Source organism: Nostoc sp. UIC 10630 (assembly GCF_010747425.1).
Classification (GTDB): domain Bacteria; phylum Cyanobacteriota; class Cyanobacteriia; order Cyanobacteriales; family Nostocaceae; genus Nostoc.
Genome location: NZ_JAAGOG010000027.1, coordinates 41,032 through 58,639, shown reverse-complemented (window position 1 = coordinate 58,639; position 17,608 = coordinate 41,032). Strand labels below are relative to the sequence as shown.

The window sequence follows — 17,608 nt, the reverse complement described above, 5'->3', positions numbered from 1 at the left end:
TTTTTGAGTTGTGCTGATTTTTATAAATCAAATACAAACTCTATTTAATTTTAGTTCTTAAAATAAATATTGCTCAAACCACACTCACAAAAATAAATTTACAAAAAACCTTCTTATCTCTGCCAGGTAGTGTTTATTAACACTTTATTCCAAGACCAAATCCGATAATATATAAACCAATACAGTTCAATCAAGCAATTTTTCCCTTCTCTTTATTCTCTCTGTGTACTCTGTGCCTCTGCGGTTCATTAAAAAAATGACTTTGACAAAGAGCGCTAACCTTAACTGAACCGTATTGAGATATAAACTGTATTTAATAACCAATTTGCTGAAACATAATATTACAGTAAAAAGTTTTCTATTGAAGGAGACAATAGAGTTTTATGGCATTTTTTAAAGATTTGCAGCAATCTCATATATCAATTAACAAGCCGATAAAATCTAAAATCGAGAATTTAAAGCCTTTTTTGCGAACAGTAAATCTGATATCTAATAAAAGCCTAACTATCAAAACAAAAGCTAAATATAAAATTCAACATAACTATCTATCTTTACTTGTAGCTGCTTTCTCCCTAACAATCCCAATCAGCATAGTTGGTTGCAGCCAAGAAAATAAAACAACTCAGAACCAAGCATCTACAATTAGTACAGATGCTCAAAATCAATCAGTTTCTAATACTCCCCAAAAGCAAGAAGTGCGAATTGTTTCTTCTAAGCTTGGTTCTCTTGCAGTTATGAGAAAACAGGGAACTCTAGAAAAAAGTTTGGCAGCGAAAAATTTTACTGTCAAGTGGTTAGAGTTTGCTGCTGGGCCACAAGCTTTAGAAGCATTAAACGCAGGTTCTCTTGACATTGCAGCCACAGCTGAATCACCACCTATATTTGCTCAAGCAGCAGGTACACCACTTGTCTATGTGGTAACTACAGCATTTAATGGTAAAGGAGTTTCTTTTCTAGTGCCAAAAAACTCTCCAATTAAAAGTGCTGCTGACTTTAAAGGCAAAAAAGTTTCTTTTCAAAAAGCTTCTATTGCTCACTATGTTTTGCTGAAAGCGCTACAAAAAGATCAGCTAAAGCTCACTGATGTTAAATCTATTTTCTTACCACCTCCAGATGCAAATGTTGCTTTTAGCCAGGGTGGACTTGATGTTTGGGTAACTTGGGAACCTTATATTACAAGAGCCGTACAAAAAAATATTGGTCGTGTATTAATAGATGGACAAGGACTCCAAAACTTAGGGAGCTTTTATTCTACCTCGCGTAAATTTGCGAAAGAGCATCCTGAAGTTCTCAAAATTTTTCTGGAGGAGCTGACAAAAGCAGATGAGTGGTCTAAAAAGAATCCCGATAAATTAGCAGAACTTGTTTCTCCTGATGTTGGTATTGATGTTACTACCTTGAAAAAGATTCAAGCTAAATCAGCTTATGGGTTGCTACCAATTACTGAAGAAGTTATCACTAAACAACAACAAATTGCTGATTTATGGTACAGCCAAGGGCTCTTGCCAAAGAAAGTTAATGTTAGAGATGGTGTATTAGCTCCAGAAGAATATGCGGCTTTTATACCAGAATCAATTAAATCTAAATAGAAAATCATTAACTTTAGAAAGCTGAAATCATTTAAAAGTTTATCTTTTCCTGATAGTAAAGATTATTTTATCCTGGAGTCGTAAAAATGTTGAGCAATACGGTAATCAAAACTTCACCAATTATCAGAAGATTTGCATTGTTGGTAATGCCTAGCTTTTTGGCTTTATCTACCACATTAATTAGTTGTACATCGACCAGTGAAAATACAAATAGTGCAACTGAACCAAAAGCAGATCCAGCAGCAACAAAAACCATTGCTCTGAAAACAAAAGTTCTACGAATGGGTTATCAAAGCTCTGGTGACTTAGTGAGAGTGAGAGGAGTTTTAGAAAAACGTTTAGAATCCTTGGGTGTTAAAGTTGAGTGGGCACAATTTGCCCAAGGGCCGCAACTTATGGAAGCGATGAATGTTGGCAAAATTGATGTCGGTTCAGTTGGAGAAACTCCTCCTATTTTTGCCCAAGCTGCTGGTGCAAGAATTGTCTATCTTGCTGGTAGACGAATTACTGCTACTTCCGGTAAAGGGAGTGCGATCGTAGTTCCTAAAGGTTCTCCAATTAAGAGTTTAGCGCAAATCAAAGGGCAAAAAGTAGTCTTTCAAAAAGGTTCAGCTTCTCACTATTTCATCATCAAAGCTTTAGAAGAAGTGGGCTTGAAATACAGTGATATTAAAGTTTTGAGTATGCCCAATGTGGAAGCCCGTGGTGCATTTATTCAGGGCACTATTCCAGTTTGGGTAACTGGCGATCCTCATTTAGCTTTGGTAGAAAAACTCCACGGTGCGCGGGTGCTGAGAGATGCGACAAATATCGGTACTCCAGGCGGATACTATGTAGGAACACGGGAGTTTGCTAAGGAAAATCCCGAATTACTTCGGATTATCTTGGAAGAGATTGATAAAAATGGTCAATGGGCTGAAGCAAATCGTCAAGAAGTAGCCAAACTCATAGCACCTGTACTTAAAATTGATTTACCCATTCAAGAAATAATTTCTGGACGCGCTAATTATCGATTAAAAGGAATTACCCCAGAATTGATGAAAGCTCAACAAAATGTTGCCGATTTATTTTATAACGAAAAAATCTTGCCCAAAAAGATTGATGTTCAGGAAGCACTGCTGACATCCCAAGAATATGCAGCTATTACTCCACCAACATTGATAAGCGAAAAATAGAAACTAATCAGATTATGATACCTAAACCTCGTCTACCTTGAAAACCGTAGTTTTGTAGGTTGGGTGCAGCGATAGCGTAACCCAACATAAATAGGGAAGGTGGTAATGTTGGGTTGCGTTTCACTCCACCCAACCTACATAAATATATCTTTTAAAAAACTCTAGGTTTCAATATAGATGAGGTTTATCTATCTATTTATTTTAAATATGAAATAATGCCCCTTTAGAAATATCCTAAAGGGGAATTTTTAAACACTAACAAAATCTATGGAAAAAGAACTATACAATCAATATTGATAGGCAATATTTTTTGCATTTGTAGGTCTTTTTATCTTCTATATATATAGCGAGCAGGTATCCATCGACGACCACGATTTGTCTGCACCCAACGTCCAGGAACCAGTATCCTTCTTCTCGCTTGAACAGGGGTATAAACCCTAACTGGCGGTGATCTTCTGATTACTCTAACTGGAACTGGCCGCCTAACTGGCCATCTAGCCTGTGCATCGGCTTGGGAAGGAATAAAGGTAACAGCAATTGGTAAAATCAGTGCTGCACTGGCAAGCATTCTTTTAATACTCATTCGCAAACTTTCCTTCTATGGTGTAGACATCAAAGAGATTAATTTTTTGCAAAATCTTAATCTCTTTGACAAGTAAATAATAGGACTGAAAATAGATATACACTAGTGAAAAAGGTAATTAGTTAAACCATGACTAATGTCATGGATAAAAAATATAAAAATAACTCTGCTTTTAAAGAAAACTATTTTTACATAGTGGCAGTGCCCACCTTATCTTCGCCATCTAAAAAAAGGGATGGGTATTTTGCCCATCCCAAAAAATTCACTTTGACTCAATAGCAAAACTTTTATTGTACTGGTGCGGTGGGGAAAGCACCAGGTTGTACAGCGACGTTAAGATTCTGTCCATTGCGACGTAATTCTAAGCGCAAATCCCCCCCGATTTGGCTATTTTCTACTACCTTTTGGACACTGTTGGCATCTGTGACTGCTTGCCCGCCAAGCTTTTGGATAACATCACCAGCACGTATTCCTGCTTTAGCAGCTGGTGAATTTGGCACAACTTTGACAACTAATACACCTTTATCTTCATTCACACTCAAACCACTATTGGGATCTGAGTTGATATTTTGTTTCATCTGAGGTGTTAACCCCACCATTTGAATTCCCAGGTAAGGATGTTCTACTTTGCCTGTAGCTATTATTTGGCTGGAAATGCGTTGTGCTGTGTTGATGGGAATAGCAAAGCCTAATCCTTGTGCCCCCTGGATGATAGCTGTATTCATGGCAATTACTTGACCACGGGAATTTAGTAGGGGGCCGCCGGAGTTCCCGGGGTTAATGGCTGCATCAGTTTGAATATACTCTACTCGCTTATCGGCAGCGCCGATTAGATTGCTACTGCGTCCGGTAGCACTGATGATTCCGGTAGTTACTGTATTATCTAGCCCAAGGGGGTTGCCGATCGCGATCGCCCATTCTCCTGGTTGCAGTTGATCTGAGTTACCTATGGCTACTGAAGGTAGATTGTTTGCTTGAATCTTGACAACAGCGACATCGGTTAATTCATCTTTTCCTAACACCTTACCTTCCAAGGTGCGCCCGTCCTTGAGTGTCACTGTCACTGTATCAGCACCATCTACCACATGGGCGTTAGTGAGAATCCGACCATCGGCACTGATGATAAAACCTGAACCAGTACCCCGTTCTACCCTTTCTTGTGATTGTGGCAGTTGGGAACCAAAAAAGCGGCGAAAAAGCGGATCGTTAAATTCATCTGGTATCTGGCTTCTTATTGTTCGGGAAGAGTTAATCCGCACTACAGCCGGCCCGACCTTTTGCACCACTTGGGTAACAAAATTAGGATCTGTAGCAGCTGATACTGGAGGAGCGGCATTTACGCGACTCACTCCCAAATTAGATGCACTCTCAGACACCTGCTGAGAATGTCCAGCCATGTAGCCACCGGCCAATGTCATACCTGATCCCAGCAGCACCAGCGATAGAGAGGCGGCAGCCTTTTTCCAGGGTGCTTGATGATGGTATTTGGTATCAGCAGTGTTGGATAAAATGCTATTTGATGGGTGTTCTCCATCACGAGATTGGTTTTGCATTGCTGTCTGGAAGGATATTTAGATGTATTACTAATGTAGATATGATTTGTGACAGTTTTGTTGCAGGGGTATTGCGTTGTTGTGAAAGCTTTGGTATTTTACTAAACCTTATTGGAATATACTCATTCGTAGGGTTACACAGTTGTCATGCTTTTCAACTTAGAGCCAGAGCGGTTTCTAACCAACAGTTTGACGTTAAGTTGACTGCGTGTTTTATACCATGTGTGAAGGAATGAAAATGCCACAGGGGAAAATCTTACTGGAATCTGGCACTTTATGGACAAGTGTTAAAGAACGAACTGAACATGCTTTACAATGTGGGGCGTTACTGTCGATTCCGACAGAATTTGAATTTATCGAACAGGATGGAGTGCGCTTTTTAGTGCGGATTTTGTCTAATCTGAATCGTAAAAAAGCAGCTAAGGAGAAACAGGAAAAACAATCTGCTGTCTCTGGTCAAGAGTTTAATCCTTTTTTGCCCTACGAAGAAGATTTATTTGTGGCGGATATCTCTGATACTCATGTATGTATTTTAAATAAATATAATGTTGTCGATCTTCATCTGCTAATTATCACCCGTGCCTTCGAGGAACAGGAAAGTTTGCTGACTTTGGAAGATTTTGCCGCTATGTGGGCGTGTTTAGATGATTTCGATGGTTTAGCATTTTACAACAGTGGCAAAAATGCAGGTGCTAGCCAGCGACACAAACACTTACAATTAGTTCCATTACCACTTGTACCTTCAGGGCCGCAGATACCTATTGAACCTCTACTGAGGGCAGTACAATTTCAGGAATCGAACGCAATAGCAAAACTTCCTTTTGTAAACGCTTTTGCGCCACTAAATCCTGATTGGGTGCGATCGCCATTTACAGCAGCCCAAGCAACATTAGAAGTTTATCGCAGTTTGCTAGGGGCTGTGGGTTTAGATGCAAAGCAATTGGGTGCTTACAATCTGTTAGCGACACGAGAATGGATGTTGATTGTACCGCGATCGCAGGAGCATTTTCAGTCTATCTCTGTCAATTCATTAGGATTCGCTGGTAGTTTGCTAGTGCGAAACGCAGGAGAAATGGAAATTATCAAAGCCCAAGGGCCGATGACTATCCTCAAGAATGTTGCTATATCCTAATATTGATTAGTCATTTGCCCAATATTAAATTGGTGAAGCCTCTAGTTGACGACTGTTAATTTTCTCTCTAGGTCGAATAAAAAGCCGTGGATATACTCTTCAGTCCATTCGGCACCATAGAAGCGTTTAAACATCCCTCGTGCTGGGTCTTTTTCAGCCCGATATCGTAGGTATCGCAGTTGGGCTTGCTCGATGGCTTCTAAATTTTGGGAATCTGTTACAACTTCTGCCTGCTCTACAAAATCCAGATAAGCTTTTAAATAGTCTTTAAAAGCGGCAAACACCTGAGTTTCTACTACAGCAGTTTCTTGGGGACGAGTCCACAGAAAAGCGGGAGAGAAAAAAGGCTGTGCTTCTTCTGGGAAATCTCCTCCCCAAGATAGATGCTGTTGATGGGCGTGGAAAATGGGCAGAATTGGTTCAGTATATTTTGCCTGATATGCTGAATCATCCCGAAATAGGGGCTGCATATCCAAAGCAATTAGGTGTCCTCCTGGTAATGTCACCAGATCCGCCCCAAAAAAGGGTAAATCGTAGTTGAGGCGGGGGAAAATCACAAAATTCAGCACTTGCAGCGAATTACCACCCTGGACATGAGCAGCACGAATTTGCCGTAATTTTGCGGTTTGAAAGGCGTAACTTGTGGTGACAACCTCTTCCTGATTTTTGCCCTTACCCACAACAGCACTTTTGAACTCAAACCCAGTGGGGATAGGATAGGGTTCTAAATCCAAGCGTGATCGCATGTAGGCGATTGCATAATCGAGAAATGGCTGATATAGTGTCACTTCGCTTCGCTCCAAATTCATAATCCCAATGCCCAATGCCCAATGCCCAATGCCCAATGCCCAATTCCCCATGCCCAATCCCCGTTATCTTTTACTTGCAATAACTGCTAGAGGAACGGCATCTTCAAATAAGAATTCATGGAGAAAACGCTCCGCCCATTCATGACCAAAGTAACTGCTAAACAAACCAGATGCTGGATCTCGATCTGCACTATATTGGTCATAGTCTTTTTGGGCTTTGACAATCCGTTGGATATCTTCTGGATCGTGAAGCGCTTGGGCATCTGCTAGCATTTGCCAATACAAGTTTAAATAATCTTGGAAAGCTTCAAAGACTCGCGTTGAAACTGTTTCAGCATCTGTTTTGGCAAACAAGAGGTACTTAGAAAAATACTGGTTGGCATCGTAAAACTTCATTTCTAAGTTTTGCGCCAAATCCGGGTATTTATTATGGAGATATTTTAGCGGAGCTATATATTTGTTTTGATAATCTTCATCCTGAAACAAAGGCTGAAAGTCAAGCACAATTAGATTTTTGACTTTGCCAAAGGATAAAAAATCAATCCCTAACAGAGGTAAATCGTAGTTATGACTAGGATAAATCACGCTGTTAAAAATTTGGGCGCTTTCCCCGGCATCAATATAGGTATAGCGAATTTTCCGCAACTCTTGAGATTGGTAACACCAACTGCGAATAGTTGCAGGGTTTCTGCCGCGATCGCTAACTTTGAATTCTAAACCAGGGGGAATTACCCTACTTTGTAAATCAAAGCGCTTAAATAGCTCTTTTTCTAAAAATTCCAGGAAAGGTTTATACATGGAACATGATTTGTTAACCCTTGCATGAAAATAAGTGATGGCAATCATACACGTCTCATTTATGAGAAACAAAGCAACATTCCTTAATGGGGATTGGGAATTGGGCATTGGGCATTGGGTATTAGTTATTTTTCCTTATCTCCCCATTCCCCATTCCCCACTAATGCCTGGCATGATTAGCGATCATTTGCTCTAGCAGTTCTTGGGAAACACAGCGACGTTCAGAACAATAAGCCATTAAGTTGACACCGTTCATCATTCGCACGGTACTAACCCTGACACGAAAATCATCAGTAACAAACCAACAACGTTCTTGACCTTGGTTATTGTCATAGTCAGTATCAATCGTCAGCACTCCATCATCGGCAAACCGATACCGACTGACAACGGGAATGCTCTCAACATAACCTTGGTTACGGATCAGTTTTCCAGAACGCCTCGTTTCGTCGGGAATATCAACTAAAATGGCAGCATTATCATTAGGTAGTCTGGTGTCTAAGTTAGCCTGCCATGCAAAACTCGCACCGCCTGTTGCTTTACTTGGGTCTATGCCTTGGTCTTTACAGACTTCTTGGACTTTAGGATCGTCCTTTTCCATGACTTTAACGATCAAATTCGACTGCCCAGACTCATCCGCCGCCGAGTCAAAATGGTGAACGGAACGTTCCGTAAACCATGTACCCTCACTTTTACGGAAGAAGTCGATCATTGACAAGGGCGGTATTAGATGCATCTGTTTTAAAACCTCTTTTTATCAAATTTTGCCGTTAGTGAATACTGAGCAATGAGATGAAGTCCCAATTTCGCTAAAGTGTAGAATAACTCCAAAAGTTATATTTTTATCAACTGATGACAAATAGTGAAATTCAACTTATCACTAGCGAACGCCCCAGTCCAACTCCAGAAATATTAACAGCCCTCAAAGCCGGAAACCATTTGGATTGGGTCGATTTGTACCAATACAATCTCAGAGAAGTCGATTTACAACAAGCTAATTTGAGCAAAGCCAAGCTACTAGGAGCCGACCTCAGTGAGCTAGTCTTGAGTAATGCCGATTTGAGTGGCGCAGATTTGCGAGGCGCTAATCTGCAAGGAGCCGATTTGAGTGGGGCTAATTTGCAGGGAGCCTATTTAAACCGTGCGAACCTCCAACAAGCCAATCTCAGTGGCGCAAATTTGGAAGGAGCCAAATTGCAAGTAGCACGTTATGATACACATACGAAATGGCCCCAAGAATATAACTACAAAGCTTCGGGAGCTGTAGGGCCGGGTGCTAATCTCAATGGTGCTTTTCTTAACACAGCCTCTTTACGAAACGCAGATTTACAAGGTGTTAATCTGCGTGGAGCCTACCTAAGTGGCGCTGACTTGACAGGAGCAAATTTGCAAGGTGCGGCTTTAAGTGGCGCTGATTTGACGAAAGCTTATTTGACTGGGGCTTGTTTGCGGAATGCTCGATTGACTGGAGCCGATTTGCGGGATGCAGACCTGCGAGCAACTGACCTCTGTGATGCAGAGATGGAGCATCTTCAAAGTATCGCTGGTGCAGATTTTACTTTAGCCCAAGGACTCACAGAAGCAACTAAAGCTATGCTTAAAAGCCGCCCATATTCAGAACTTGACGTTTGGAACGCCTACACTCGCACAACAACTCGTGAGAGTTTGAGTGCTTGATCGTGGCAATTTTAGATTTTAGATTTGGGATATCAATATCAAGTTCGCTTAATTACTTGATAATTCAAAACTCCCCGCGTCAGCCGTCATTACAAGTACTTATCCGAACATAGTATGAGTGCAAGACGCGCTCCTAGTGGGCTAAATAAATCTAAAATCCAAAATTTTTTTGTTGTTCTGTAGTGACTTTACAACAGTTGCCAGTTCTTTTTTAAGAGTGCTAAAAACGTAGCGTATCCTTCAGAAAAACCCGGTGGATCGGGTAAAGCATATTGGGGAAATTCTTTATACGATCGCCAGGCTTCCGAAGCTTTATGTCGCAAATGTAAAGCAGATTCTGAGGAACCTGGTGGTCGCCAAGTCATTTGACCAGTTTCTATCTCAGTCACAAATGCCTCCTCATCTCAAAAAAGTTGATCTTTTCTTCCAGATTTTGGCAGATTACCCGGATATTTTGGTCAAATTTAAGGTAAAAAAACATCTTGCCTATTGTTGAAATAAATTTTATCACAAGATTCGGCACAAGCCCATATCGCTATTGTGGCAACAAGTCTTCTAAAGCAGCTCCGACAACTCGGTGATCCTCATCCTGTCTAAGTTGGTTCAGGGCTGCTTTTGCTTCCGGCTCGTCAAAGCGTTTGAGGGCATAGCTAACTCGCACGCGCATCCGCCAAGATTCATCATTCACTAACGTTAGTGTTTGGGATAGTGCCGCAGTATGTTGGCTAGAATCAGCTAGTAAACCGAGTCCATCAACAGAGGATTCCTGAACTGTGAAATCTTCATCTTTTAAACCTTGAACGCAGATATCAAATAGTTCTTCAGGACAATTCATTTCAGCGATCGCAGCTAAAATGCTCCGCTTAACTAGCCAGTGGTCATCTTGATAAAATGCCATAACTAGATGAGAAACTGCAACTCTGCCAAATAGCGATAAAGAATTTGCCGCCTCTGCTCGCACGTTGGGGGTATCATCAAATTTCATAATTTGCATCAAAGCAGCAAAGGATTCTGCTGATTGTTGATTACCCAAACCCCTGGCTACAAAAGAACGCACCAAAAATTCTGAGTCATGAAGTTTACTTGCTAAGAGAGGAACTGCAACTTCTGATTCATAATCATTGAGGGCTGCGATCGCCTTCAAACGAGAGTGAAAATCTGGGTTCTTCAGTTCAGTTTGGATTTGAGCGATTTCCATAGGTGCATTTGGTAGAGCTATCTTTACTTTATTTTACAGATGTCAAAAAATAGCGATCGCATTTGGGAAGATTTAACGCAATACCCTAAACTCTTAACCAATGACTCAATTAAGCGAAACCGTCAAAGAATTAATCGCCAAAGCTAGAATTATCAGCTTTGCTGAGTGGGAACAGTCTCATTCCAAAGCAGCTATCGCCATATTTCAAGCTGCGGATGATGCTTTCCGTTATCTGAGCGACGAAGATTTATTACAGATTCAAACCAAGTCATCCGATAATTCTGAGTTGATTCCTATTGCTGTGTTGTTACGCGATCGCGCCGCCGAAATTGTTGATGAAGCTAGAGAGCAGGTTTTGACAACCTATCCTGAAATTGTCCAGCCTGGAGGTGGTCTTTATCCGCCTGAACGCGCCCAAGCTTGCTGGCGAGATTTTTGGCATTTTCTCCGTTGTATTACTTATGGCATAGCAGGTGGACACGCTGACTATACAAATCCCACAGGACTGCACTATATGAACTTACTCTATCAGGAATTACAAGTTCCATTAGATGCAATGCTCTTAGGTTTAAAAAGCATTAAAGCTGCTAGTTTGAAACGCTGCCCAGCCAATCAGCAAGAAATTCTTAATCCCTATTTTGACCATTTAATCACCCAACTGACTACTTTTCAAATTCGGTAAGGTAAGTGAGCGTGAATAATTCAAGGTTTGTAGTCACGGTTATAGCTGCTTACTAAGAGCCAATTTAATTAAATTTACATTACGTAACATAGTTTGATTTATTCTTGCCCACTTACCAAGATTAACTTTGGTGAATCGGCACTATAAATACTCTTGCTCAAGGGAAAACAGCAATACAATCGCCTGCATCCCAATCTCAAATCAAATTCTAAAAACAAGCTTAAATTTCTCTAAAGTATTATCTAACTTAACAAAATTTAATAAATATGGTTTCGGCATCGTATCAGAATGTGTAAAGGTATTTAATGATGTAAAAACTTAAATAATTAAAACTAATAAGGATTTAAAGTCTCTATGACCTTTCCTTTGTCACAAAGATGTAAAGTTTTTTAACATCTGCTGAATTCCTTCTCATAAAATCTAGTTGTTAACTGGGAGATAGTTTAAATAGCTTTTAGACCAGCATCATGATTAGGATTTGCTCAATTCTGCCGTCAGTTGTCATATACAAAGATATCTAACGCACTTTAAAAAAATAAAGTTTTACACATGCTAGTCAGTAGCAAAAATAACTGACAACTGAGGCGAAATTCTACCCCCATAAGGGGTAGAATGCTCAAAAATTTCATTTAATTTACGTTTTTAGGGAGATACTTCAATGTCACTGTGGGCTATTGATTCACCTAATGTTGAACTGCGTCCGAACACCAGCGAAAGTGAATTACAAACACTGATTCGGGCGGTTTACAAACAGGTTTTGGGGAATGCTCACTTGCTAGAAAGTGAGCGCCTAGCTACTGCTGAATCGCAATTGCGCGATCGCAAAATCAGCGTCCGCGAATTCGTCAACACTGTTGCGAAATCAGAACTCTATCAATCTCTGTTTTTCAGTTCTTCTTCCCAATATCGGTTCATTGAACTAAACTTCAAACACTTGCTAGGTCGTCCTCCTGCCGATCAAGCAGAAATTGCCGAACACGTCCGCATCTACAACGAACAGGGCTACGATGCTGAAATCGAATCCTATATCGATAGCGAAGAGTATCAGCGGAATTTTGGCGAGAATATTGTTCCTTATCCTCGCAGCACTAGCTCCCAAATAGGAATTAAGAATGTTACCTTTAACCGCACCTTTACCTTATTGAGAGGAGTAGCAAGCAGCGATAGCGATCGCAAAGCTAAACTAATCAGGGATATAGGTGCAAATTTACCCACATCTATCAAGGCTCCTGCTGCTGGTTCTAGTGTAAGCAGCACCAGCAAACGCTTCTTGATTAAGGCAGTCAAAGGTTCAGCTAGTCTCCGTACTCGTCTGGGCAACCTTGAATATGTAGTTAACTACAACCAACTGTCTGGACAAGTGCAAAACATTCATACAATGGGCGGCAAAATCATCAGTATTACTGAAGTTGCTTAAGTCGGTAAGTAGGGAGTGAGACTGGGGACTGGGGATAGAATAATAACCCTAACTCCTCAATACGGTTCAGTTAAAGGGGAAAGGGACTCATGTTTTGAATACATCCTTTCCCCTTTACCCCTTGCCCATTTCCCAGACCACAAGGAAAGTGAAAAATGCTTATCCGAACCGTATTGCCTAATTCCTAACTCAGCAGGGGCTAAAAGCCCCGCTATCCATGTACAGCACTCCCAAATGCAGTTTTAGTCAAGGAAGCTAGTATATAGACAGGGAGAATAACTATTTAGCCAAGATATTTCTTGGATTGTAGGCTACTTTTTAAAATCACTTTTCTAATGGAAATTACTGAATTCTTTGAACTTTCAATTGGACGATGGCGATCGCAACGTAGCGGTCATCATTTAGCATTCGCTCACTTTGAACAAGTGCTGTCTAACATTGACATTGAGTCTCTATCCACCGACGATCCGGCGGTACTAGCAATTTGTCAATTGTATGACACCGACCCCGGCAGTATCACTCACCCCTTTCGGATGACTTGGAAAGGTGAGTCAGACTGGGACGATAAACCAATCTCTGGTAGTACCGTGCTGGTGCCAATTCCAGATATAGAAAATCCTTCTAGGGGAAAACTCTTACGCGACCAAGGATACGCTGAAACAATTCCAGCAGTGGGTAAATACCACTTGAGTGAAGATGGGATTTTTACCCTGCTGACGGAGTATGAACATGCTGCTGCTGAAGAGCGAATTTGGTTTGCCACACCAAATCTGCGATTTCGGGTAGCGACAATTAAAACCAGTGATGGTAAAGGTGTGACAACAGCTTCCTTTTCTTCAGAGATTCGCTCTTTGTCTAGTTCAACCAGTTAGTAATATCAGGTTAAAACATAAAAGGAATCATCTAGTTTTGTCACTACTGAGGTTGAATATGACAATAGCACCCAGTGAATCTAGCACCAACGCTAGTGATTTACTCACCTTAGCCTGTTGGATGGCAGGAGATTTTAGCAACTACAAGCAATCTTTTGCAAATCCCCAACTTTACGCCCACATTCACATTTTTTTCCGTCCTTTACCGATTGAATTTTTTTCTGCCATCGGTTTTTATTCAGAACAAGCTTATGACCACGATTTATGGACACCCTACCGCCAAGGAGTACATAGACTGGTAGATTGTGGCGATCGCATTTATATCGAAAATTACAGCTTGAAAGACCAGATGCTTTATGCAGGTGCGGCTCGTGAATTAGATATCCTCAAAACCATCACCCCAGATTGTATCGAACGGCGTTATAACTGTTCGATGGTTTTTCAACGAGAGGGTGAAATGTTTCGGGGTAGCGTGGAACCGGGTAATCAATGTCTGATTAACCGCAATGGCTGCCAGACATATTTAGTCAGCGACGTAGAAATAACCGAGCATACTTGGATAAGTCTAGATAAAGGTATGGATATTGAAACCCACAAGCAGATATGGGGGTCAACTGCTGGGCCTTTGCGATTTGAGAAACGGGAAAGTTTTGCTGATGAATTACTTGCAGTGAGAGCATTATGTTGATTCAGCTTGAATCTGTTAAATATAAAATGTTACCTCCACAGGCTGAAAAAAAGATGCGCTGTTGGATTCGTAGCCGCCACTTGATTTGTTCCGGTAACTTTTTTATATTCGAGACATTAGAATATACGACCATTGAAAGATTCTCTCAATGTGTCGCTTCTTTAGGAGGAACAGTAATATCCGTTGACCCCATTAATAAAATCTGGATGGGCGATCATCGCCAAGTAATTTTATATCAGGCTAAAGCTAGTTTACATACTCCTCATCATACTTTGAAACAATACTGGATAAAATACGGTGGTTTCTACACTAGATTTGATGAGCGTGCTTAGAGTGACTTTCCTACAGAAATCATTCTGACGTTTTGAATTTTAAATACTCCCCAAGGGGGTTGACGGCTAATTGTTAATGTTTAATTGCTAATTATTTACTATGATTAGTTGTTACTTATTAACAGTTAGCCGTCTAAGTTTGTTAGAAATACGTACTGTACACAAGAATCCAATACTGCATAAGGTTTTGCCTAACAAATAAATTTTTATTAATCATTCTTTGATAGTAAATAAACCTGGACTGTAGGGGCAATTCATAAATTGCCCCTACAGATATATCTCGCATAAATATTGTAAAAAATTATACCATGTAGACAAATATAAATTATCTCTAATTGATGGTGCAATGTTTACGATGGGCTACGCCTACGCAGGCTTTTTTATGTCTCGAAGCAGCACACCTTATGCAATATTAATTAACGACAACAAGAGAAAACTAAATATTTTATTATAAATGATCACTAAATCCTTTGAGTAACTATTAATTTTTTTTGAGAGTAAAATCTATAGCTGACAAATACATTTAATTACAGAGAAAATAATATTCGTCTTTGATTGATAAGTATTTGGCAATTTGGCAGCTAGTGATTAGAGTATTTTGATATATTGCAGAAATTACCAAGATGTTTTTACTTTTTATACAGAAGACGGGCTAACGCCCGTCTTTTTTGTTGTTAATTGTTTGGCATTTTGACATTAAATTATAATTAAGTTGTGATATATTAGCTAGAATGCAAATGATTAAAACATTAAGAATAAGCTCAGTTAGCATTCTTTTTGTCCATATTATTTGTTCGTCTTACAACCTATTAAGTTTTATTTGTGCTGTTTTTTGCCAAGTCCAAGGTGTATTGCCACTTTCAAGCTATTTAGACGGGATAAATTATCCCGTCTTTTATTTTGTTTACTAGCTAGAAAAATTCCTTTCATGCAAGTTTTGCATGTAAAAATATTTTGAGTTGTTTTACTATCTTTAATATCTAAATTAATCTGCCATAGCTTCTAACATCTGGCAGATTAATTTTATATTTGAGGTATTTAATGATACTAGAAAAATACCTTATCAGGTTTGAGGATATTTGCACACATCCTATAGGAAGATGCCCTATGAATATAATAATGAGTAAATTAATTCGGGATGTTGTTATGCACTGGATTTATATAGAGGTTTGGCTCACCGCCAAACCTTTTTTTATATCTCCAGAACTCACACAAAAATCGCCAAAAACTTGAATTTATCAGACAGTTCTCTCATCTGATATGCTGTAAGCTCTATAATGTTTGTCTGCAAGCAAAATTAAAAACTAAAAGTACTCCGCAGAATGCCGATGGTAACTGAGTCGTTATCTGGTGTATTACCAGGCTGCAAGAGATGAATTATTCCTGGTGTAATGCTAATATTATCTGTTAGCTGGAAACGATAAAATGCCTCAATTTGAGTGGTAGTTCCTGGTTGTCCACCTGCACGTCCTAAACCAGTATTAATAAAATCAGGGACATTATTCCCTACAGGTAGGTCGCTACTAGTGATTTTAGGAGGTTGACCGACATAAATTCCCCCCAAATTTCCTTTAGCAAATAAATCAGGGAAATTCATAAACACCATATAATTCGTCGTTTCTACATTTCCCGATTGCCCAGGAATGTAAGATTTAGTATAACCACCCCACGCACCTGCGCTAATGCGAGGTGAAATTTGCCAAGTGACAGTCGCACCCACGGCATTAGTTTGCAAAGGTGCTGATTTTCCGGTAGTGGTATTAACTGTAGTTAAGCATTCATCACCAACAAAGGTTAGCAAACAACCATCCGAAGAATAATTGTTGACGTAATACAAGCTTAAATCTAGAGTGTCAGTTGGTGTTAGCAGCAATTGCACACCAGTAGTTGTGGTTCCATCGAATAAACCGCTACTGTTACCGGGATTGCCTGGTTTATAACTAGTATAAATTGCCTGCAAACTAGCGCGTTTAGCAAATTGCCAATCAATAGCTATACCGCCGTGACCGTATCCCATATTTAAAATTGGGTTTCTTTGGGCAAAATAAGACAGCGGCCCTGTTGCAGCACTTTCTACCCGATTGGGGCCTCGGAAAGCAGCAGGCATACTTACGCCTTCTGTTCCCACCATTATTGCTAATTTATCCGTAACCAGCCAATGAAAATTGAGGTCACTTACAATCAAGCTATCTGTAGGAAATTCGTAGCCAAGTAAAACATCATTCCGGGAAACACTATTGGTAAATCTAGGCGAAGTTGTTCCGTTACCATCTATAAGACCTGTAAACAAGTAACTACTAGGAGTGATTTGACTATTCAAATATAGTTGCGCCAAGGATATGACATTAATGTTTGTCCCGCCATCATCTGTATCTTTTTGTCCATCTCTAGGATTGACATCACCACGATTGCTAGTCCGTCCTTGAATACCAACTATTAGTAGTCCACTGAGTTTGGTTGTTCTTGAGAATTGATTTGCTTCAAGTTCGCCAGTTCTGGCTTCTAAACTATCGACACGACCCCGCAAAGTTGCTAATTCAGGGGCAAATTCTGATTGCAATTTTTGTAATGTTGCTAAATCTTCGCGGGTGACTAAATCGCTGGTGGCTGTAGTGATTAATTCGTTGACTCTATCTAAACAAGCATTCACACCGGCGGCGAATTCATACCGAGTTAAGGCGCGATTACCGCGATAGCTACTATCTGGATACCCTGCTATACAACCATAGCGTTCCACCAAAGACTGTAATGCTTGGAATGCCCAATCATTGGGTTGTACATCTTTGAGTTGAGAAACCGATGTAACTTGTGCCATCGGATTTATGGGGGAGAGGGGAGGAGAATTTAAATCTATACTCTCCTGCGCCTGAGTCGTTTCTGTATTGATGTACTCTTGTGCTGATGCTTTTTGGGCAACTCCATTTACTCCCGCAATGAGTAACCATGCGAGCATCCAGGTTTTGCGATGACTGCGGCTAATAAGTATACCTTTCAACTTTTTACACTCTGCTCACATACTTAAGTGAAGAGTGTATGCGCTATTGTCTAGCGTTCACATGGGAAAATTTACGTATTTTGTCCAAAATTAGACTTAATCTTTCTGGGC

18 protein-coding genes are annotated in these 17,608 nt (G+C 40.2%); 10 read left to right on the top strand and 8 right to left on the bottom strand.

Translation table 11 applies throughout. The features are described from left to right. Window positions 1-383 precede the first annotated feature (383 nt). Both G1O98_RS09885 and G1O98_RS09880 read left to right on the top strand, forming a co-directional pair. Entirely contained in the window at window positions 384-1,589 is a 1,206-nt protein-coding gene (locus tag G1O98_RS09885; RefSeq protein WP_163928638.1) for an aliphatic sulfonate ABC transporter substrate-binding protein, read from the top strand. Between the two features lie 86 nt (window positions 1,590-1,675). After that, the gene (locus G1O98_RS09880) at window positions 1,676-2,764 is read left to right on the top strand and encodes a sulfonate ABC transporter substrate-binding protein (RefSeq protein WP_163928637.1); all 1,089 of its coding nucleotides are present in this window, start codon (window positions 1,676-1,678) and stop codon (window positions 2,762-2,764) included. 328 nt (window positions 2,765-3,092) lie between these two features. Here the strand turns inward: G1O98_RS09880 and G1O98_RS09875 are convergent, their stop codons facing one another. Both G1O98_RS09875 and G1O98_RS09870 read right to left on the bottom strand, forming a co-directional pair. Then, entirely contained in the window at window positions 3,093-3,347 is a 255-nt protein-coding gene (locus G1O98_RS09875; protein WP_163928636.1) for a hypothetical protein, read from the bottom strand. Window positions 3,348-3,634: 287 nt separating this feature from the next. Further along, entirely contained in the window at window positions 3,635-4,900 is a 1,266-nt protein-coding gene (locus tag G1O98_RS09870) for an HhoA/HhoB/HtrA family serine endopeptidase (RefSeq protein ID WP_163928635.1), read from the bottom strand. Between the two features lie 238 nt (window positions 4,901-5,138). On the opposite strand from G1O98_RS09870, the gene G1O98_RS09865 reads away from it, so the two are divergent. Continuing rightward, entirely contained in the window at window positions 5,139-6,032 is an 894-nt protein-coding gene (locus G1O98_RS09865; protein WP_163928634.1) for a phosphorylase, read from the top strand. Window positions 6,033-6,073: 41 nt separating this feature from the next. Here G1O98_RS09865 and G1O98_RS09860 read toward each other — a convergent pair whose 3' ends face one another. The 3 genes from G1O98_RS09860 to G1O98_RS09850 all read right to left on the bottom strand — a co-directional run bounded on the left by G1O98_RS09860 (window position 6,074) and on the right by G1O98_RS09850 (window position 8,372). Next, window positions 6,074-6,841 (bottom strand): phycoerythrobilin:ferredoxin oxidoreductase, encoded by a 768-nt coding sequence (locus tag G1O98_RS09860; protein WP_175586610.1) that lies wholly within the window; start codon window positions 6,839-6,841, stop codon window positions 6,074-6,076. A gap of 63 nt (window positions 6,842-6,904) precedes the next feature. Beyond that, entirely contained in the window at window positions 6,905-7,639 is a 735-nt protein-coding gene (locus G1O98_RS09855; protein ID WP_163928633.1) for a 15,16-dihydrobiliverdin:ferredoxin oxidoreductase, read from the bottom strand. Window positions 7,640-7,799: 160 nt separating this feature from the next. Then, on the bottom strand, window positions 7,800-8,372 hold the full coding sequence (locus G1O98_RS09850; protein WP_163928632.1) for a phycobiliprotein lyase: 573 nt from the start codon (window positions 8,370-8,372) through the stop codon (window positions 7,800-7,802). A gap of 116 nt (window positions 8,373-8,488) precedes the next feature. Between G1O98_RS09850 and G1O98_RS09845 the strand changes: the two genes are divergently transcribed. After that, the gene (locus G1O98_RS09845; protein WP_163928631.1) at window positions 8,489-9,313 is read left to right on the top strand and encodes a pentapeptide repeat-containing protein; all 825 of its coding nucleotides are present in this window, start codon (window positions 8,489-8,491) and stop codon (window positions 9,311-9,313) included. A 188-nt stretch (window positions 9,314-9,501) separates the two neighbouring features. On the opposite strand, the gene G1O98_RS09840 is transcribed toward G1O98_RS09845, so the two are convergent. Both G1O98_RS09840 and G1O98_RS09835 read right to left on the bottom strand, forming a co-directional pair. After that, window positions 9,502-9,702, bottom strand: coding sequence for a hypothetical protein (locus G1O98_RS09840; protein WP_163928630.1), 201 nt, complete (start codon window positions 9,700-9,702; stop codon window positions 9,502-9,504). 146 nt (window positions 9,703-9,848) lie between these two features. Then, on the bottom strand, window positions 9,849-10,511 hold the full coding sequence (locus G1O98_RS09835; RefSeq protein ID WP_163928629.1) for a HEAT repeat domain-containing protein: 663 nt from the start codon (window positions 10,509-10,511) through the stop codon (window positions 9,849-9,851). 100 nt (window positions 10,512-10,611) lie between these two features. On the opposite strand from G1O98_RS09835, the gene G1O98_RS09830 reads away from it, so the two are divergent. The 6 genes from G1O98_RS09830 (at window position 10,612) to G1O98_RS40675 (ending at window position 15,735) form a co-directional block, all read left to right on the top strand. Further along, window positions 10,612-11,193 carry a phycobilisome protein gene (locus G1O98_RS09830; protein WP_163928628.1) on the top strand — a complete coding sequence of 194 codons (582 nt, stop codon included), beginning with the start codon at window positions 10,612-10,614 and terminating at the stop codon, window positions 11,191-11,193. A gap of 658 nt (window positions 11,194-11,851) precedes the next feature. Next, window positions 11,852-12,610: a phycobilisome rod-core linker polypeptide gene (locus G1O98_RS09825; RefSeq protein ID WP_163928627.1), complete on the top strand. Its 759-nt coding sequence runs from the start codon at window positions 11,852-11,854 to the stop codon at window positions 12,608-12,610. A gap of 335 nt (window positions 12,611-12,945) precedes the next feature. Further along, on the top strand, window positions 12,946-13,482 hold the full coding sequence (locus G1O98_RS09820) for a phycobiliprotein lyase (RefSeq protein WP_163928626.1): 537 nt from the start codon (window positions 12,946-12,948) through the stop codon (window positions 13,480-13,482). 58 nt (window positions 13,483-13,540) lie between these two features. Continuing rightward, entirely contained in the window at window positions 13,541-14,170 is a 630-nt protein-coding gene (locus tag G1O98_RS09815; protein ID WP_163928625.1) for a chromophore lyase CpcT/CpeT, read from the top strand. Continuing rightward, on the top strand, window positions 14,164-14,502 hold the full coding sequence (locus tag G1O98_RS09810) for a CpeR family transcriptional regulator (RefSeq protein WP_114082081.1): 339 nt from the start codon (window positions 14,164-14,166) through the stop codon (window positions 14,500-14,502). Before G1O98_RS09815 ends, G1O98_RS09810 begins: the two co-directional genes overlap by 7 nt. A 1,107-nt stretch (window positions 14,503-15,609) precedes the next feature. Then, complete coding sequence (locus tag G1O98_RS40675) at window positions 15,610-15,735, top strand: hypothetical protein (protein ID WP_265578522.1); 126 nt, start codon at window positions 15,610-15,612, stop codon at window positions 15,733-15,735. Between the two features lie 64 nt (window positions 15,736-15,799). Here G1O98_RS40675 and G1O98_RS09805 read toward each other — a convergent pair whose 3' ends face one another. Beyond that, window positions 15,800-17,455, bottom strand: a complete 1,656-nt coding sequence (locus G1O98_RS09805; RefSeq protein WP_163928641.1) for an iron uptake porin — start codon at window positions 17,453-17,455, stop codon at window positions 15,800-15,802. Between the last annotated feature and the right edge of the window lie 153 nt (window positions 17,456-17,608).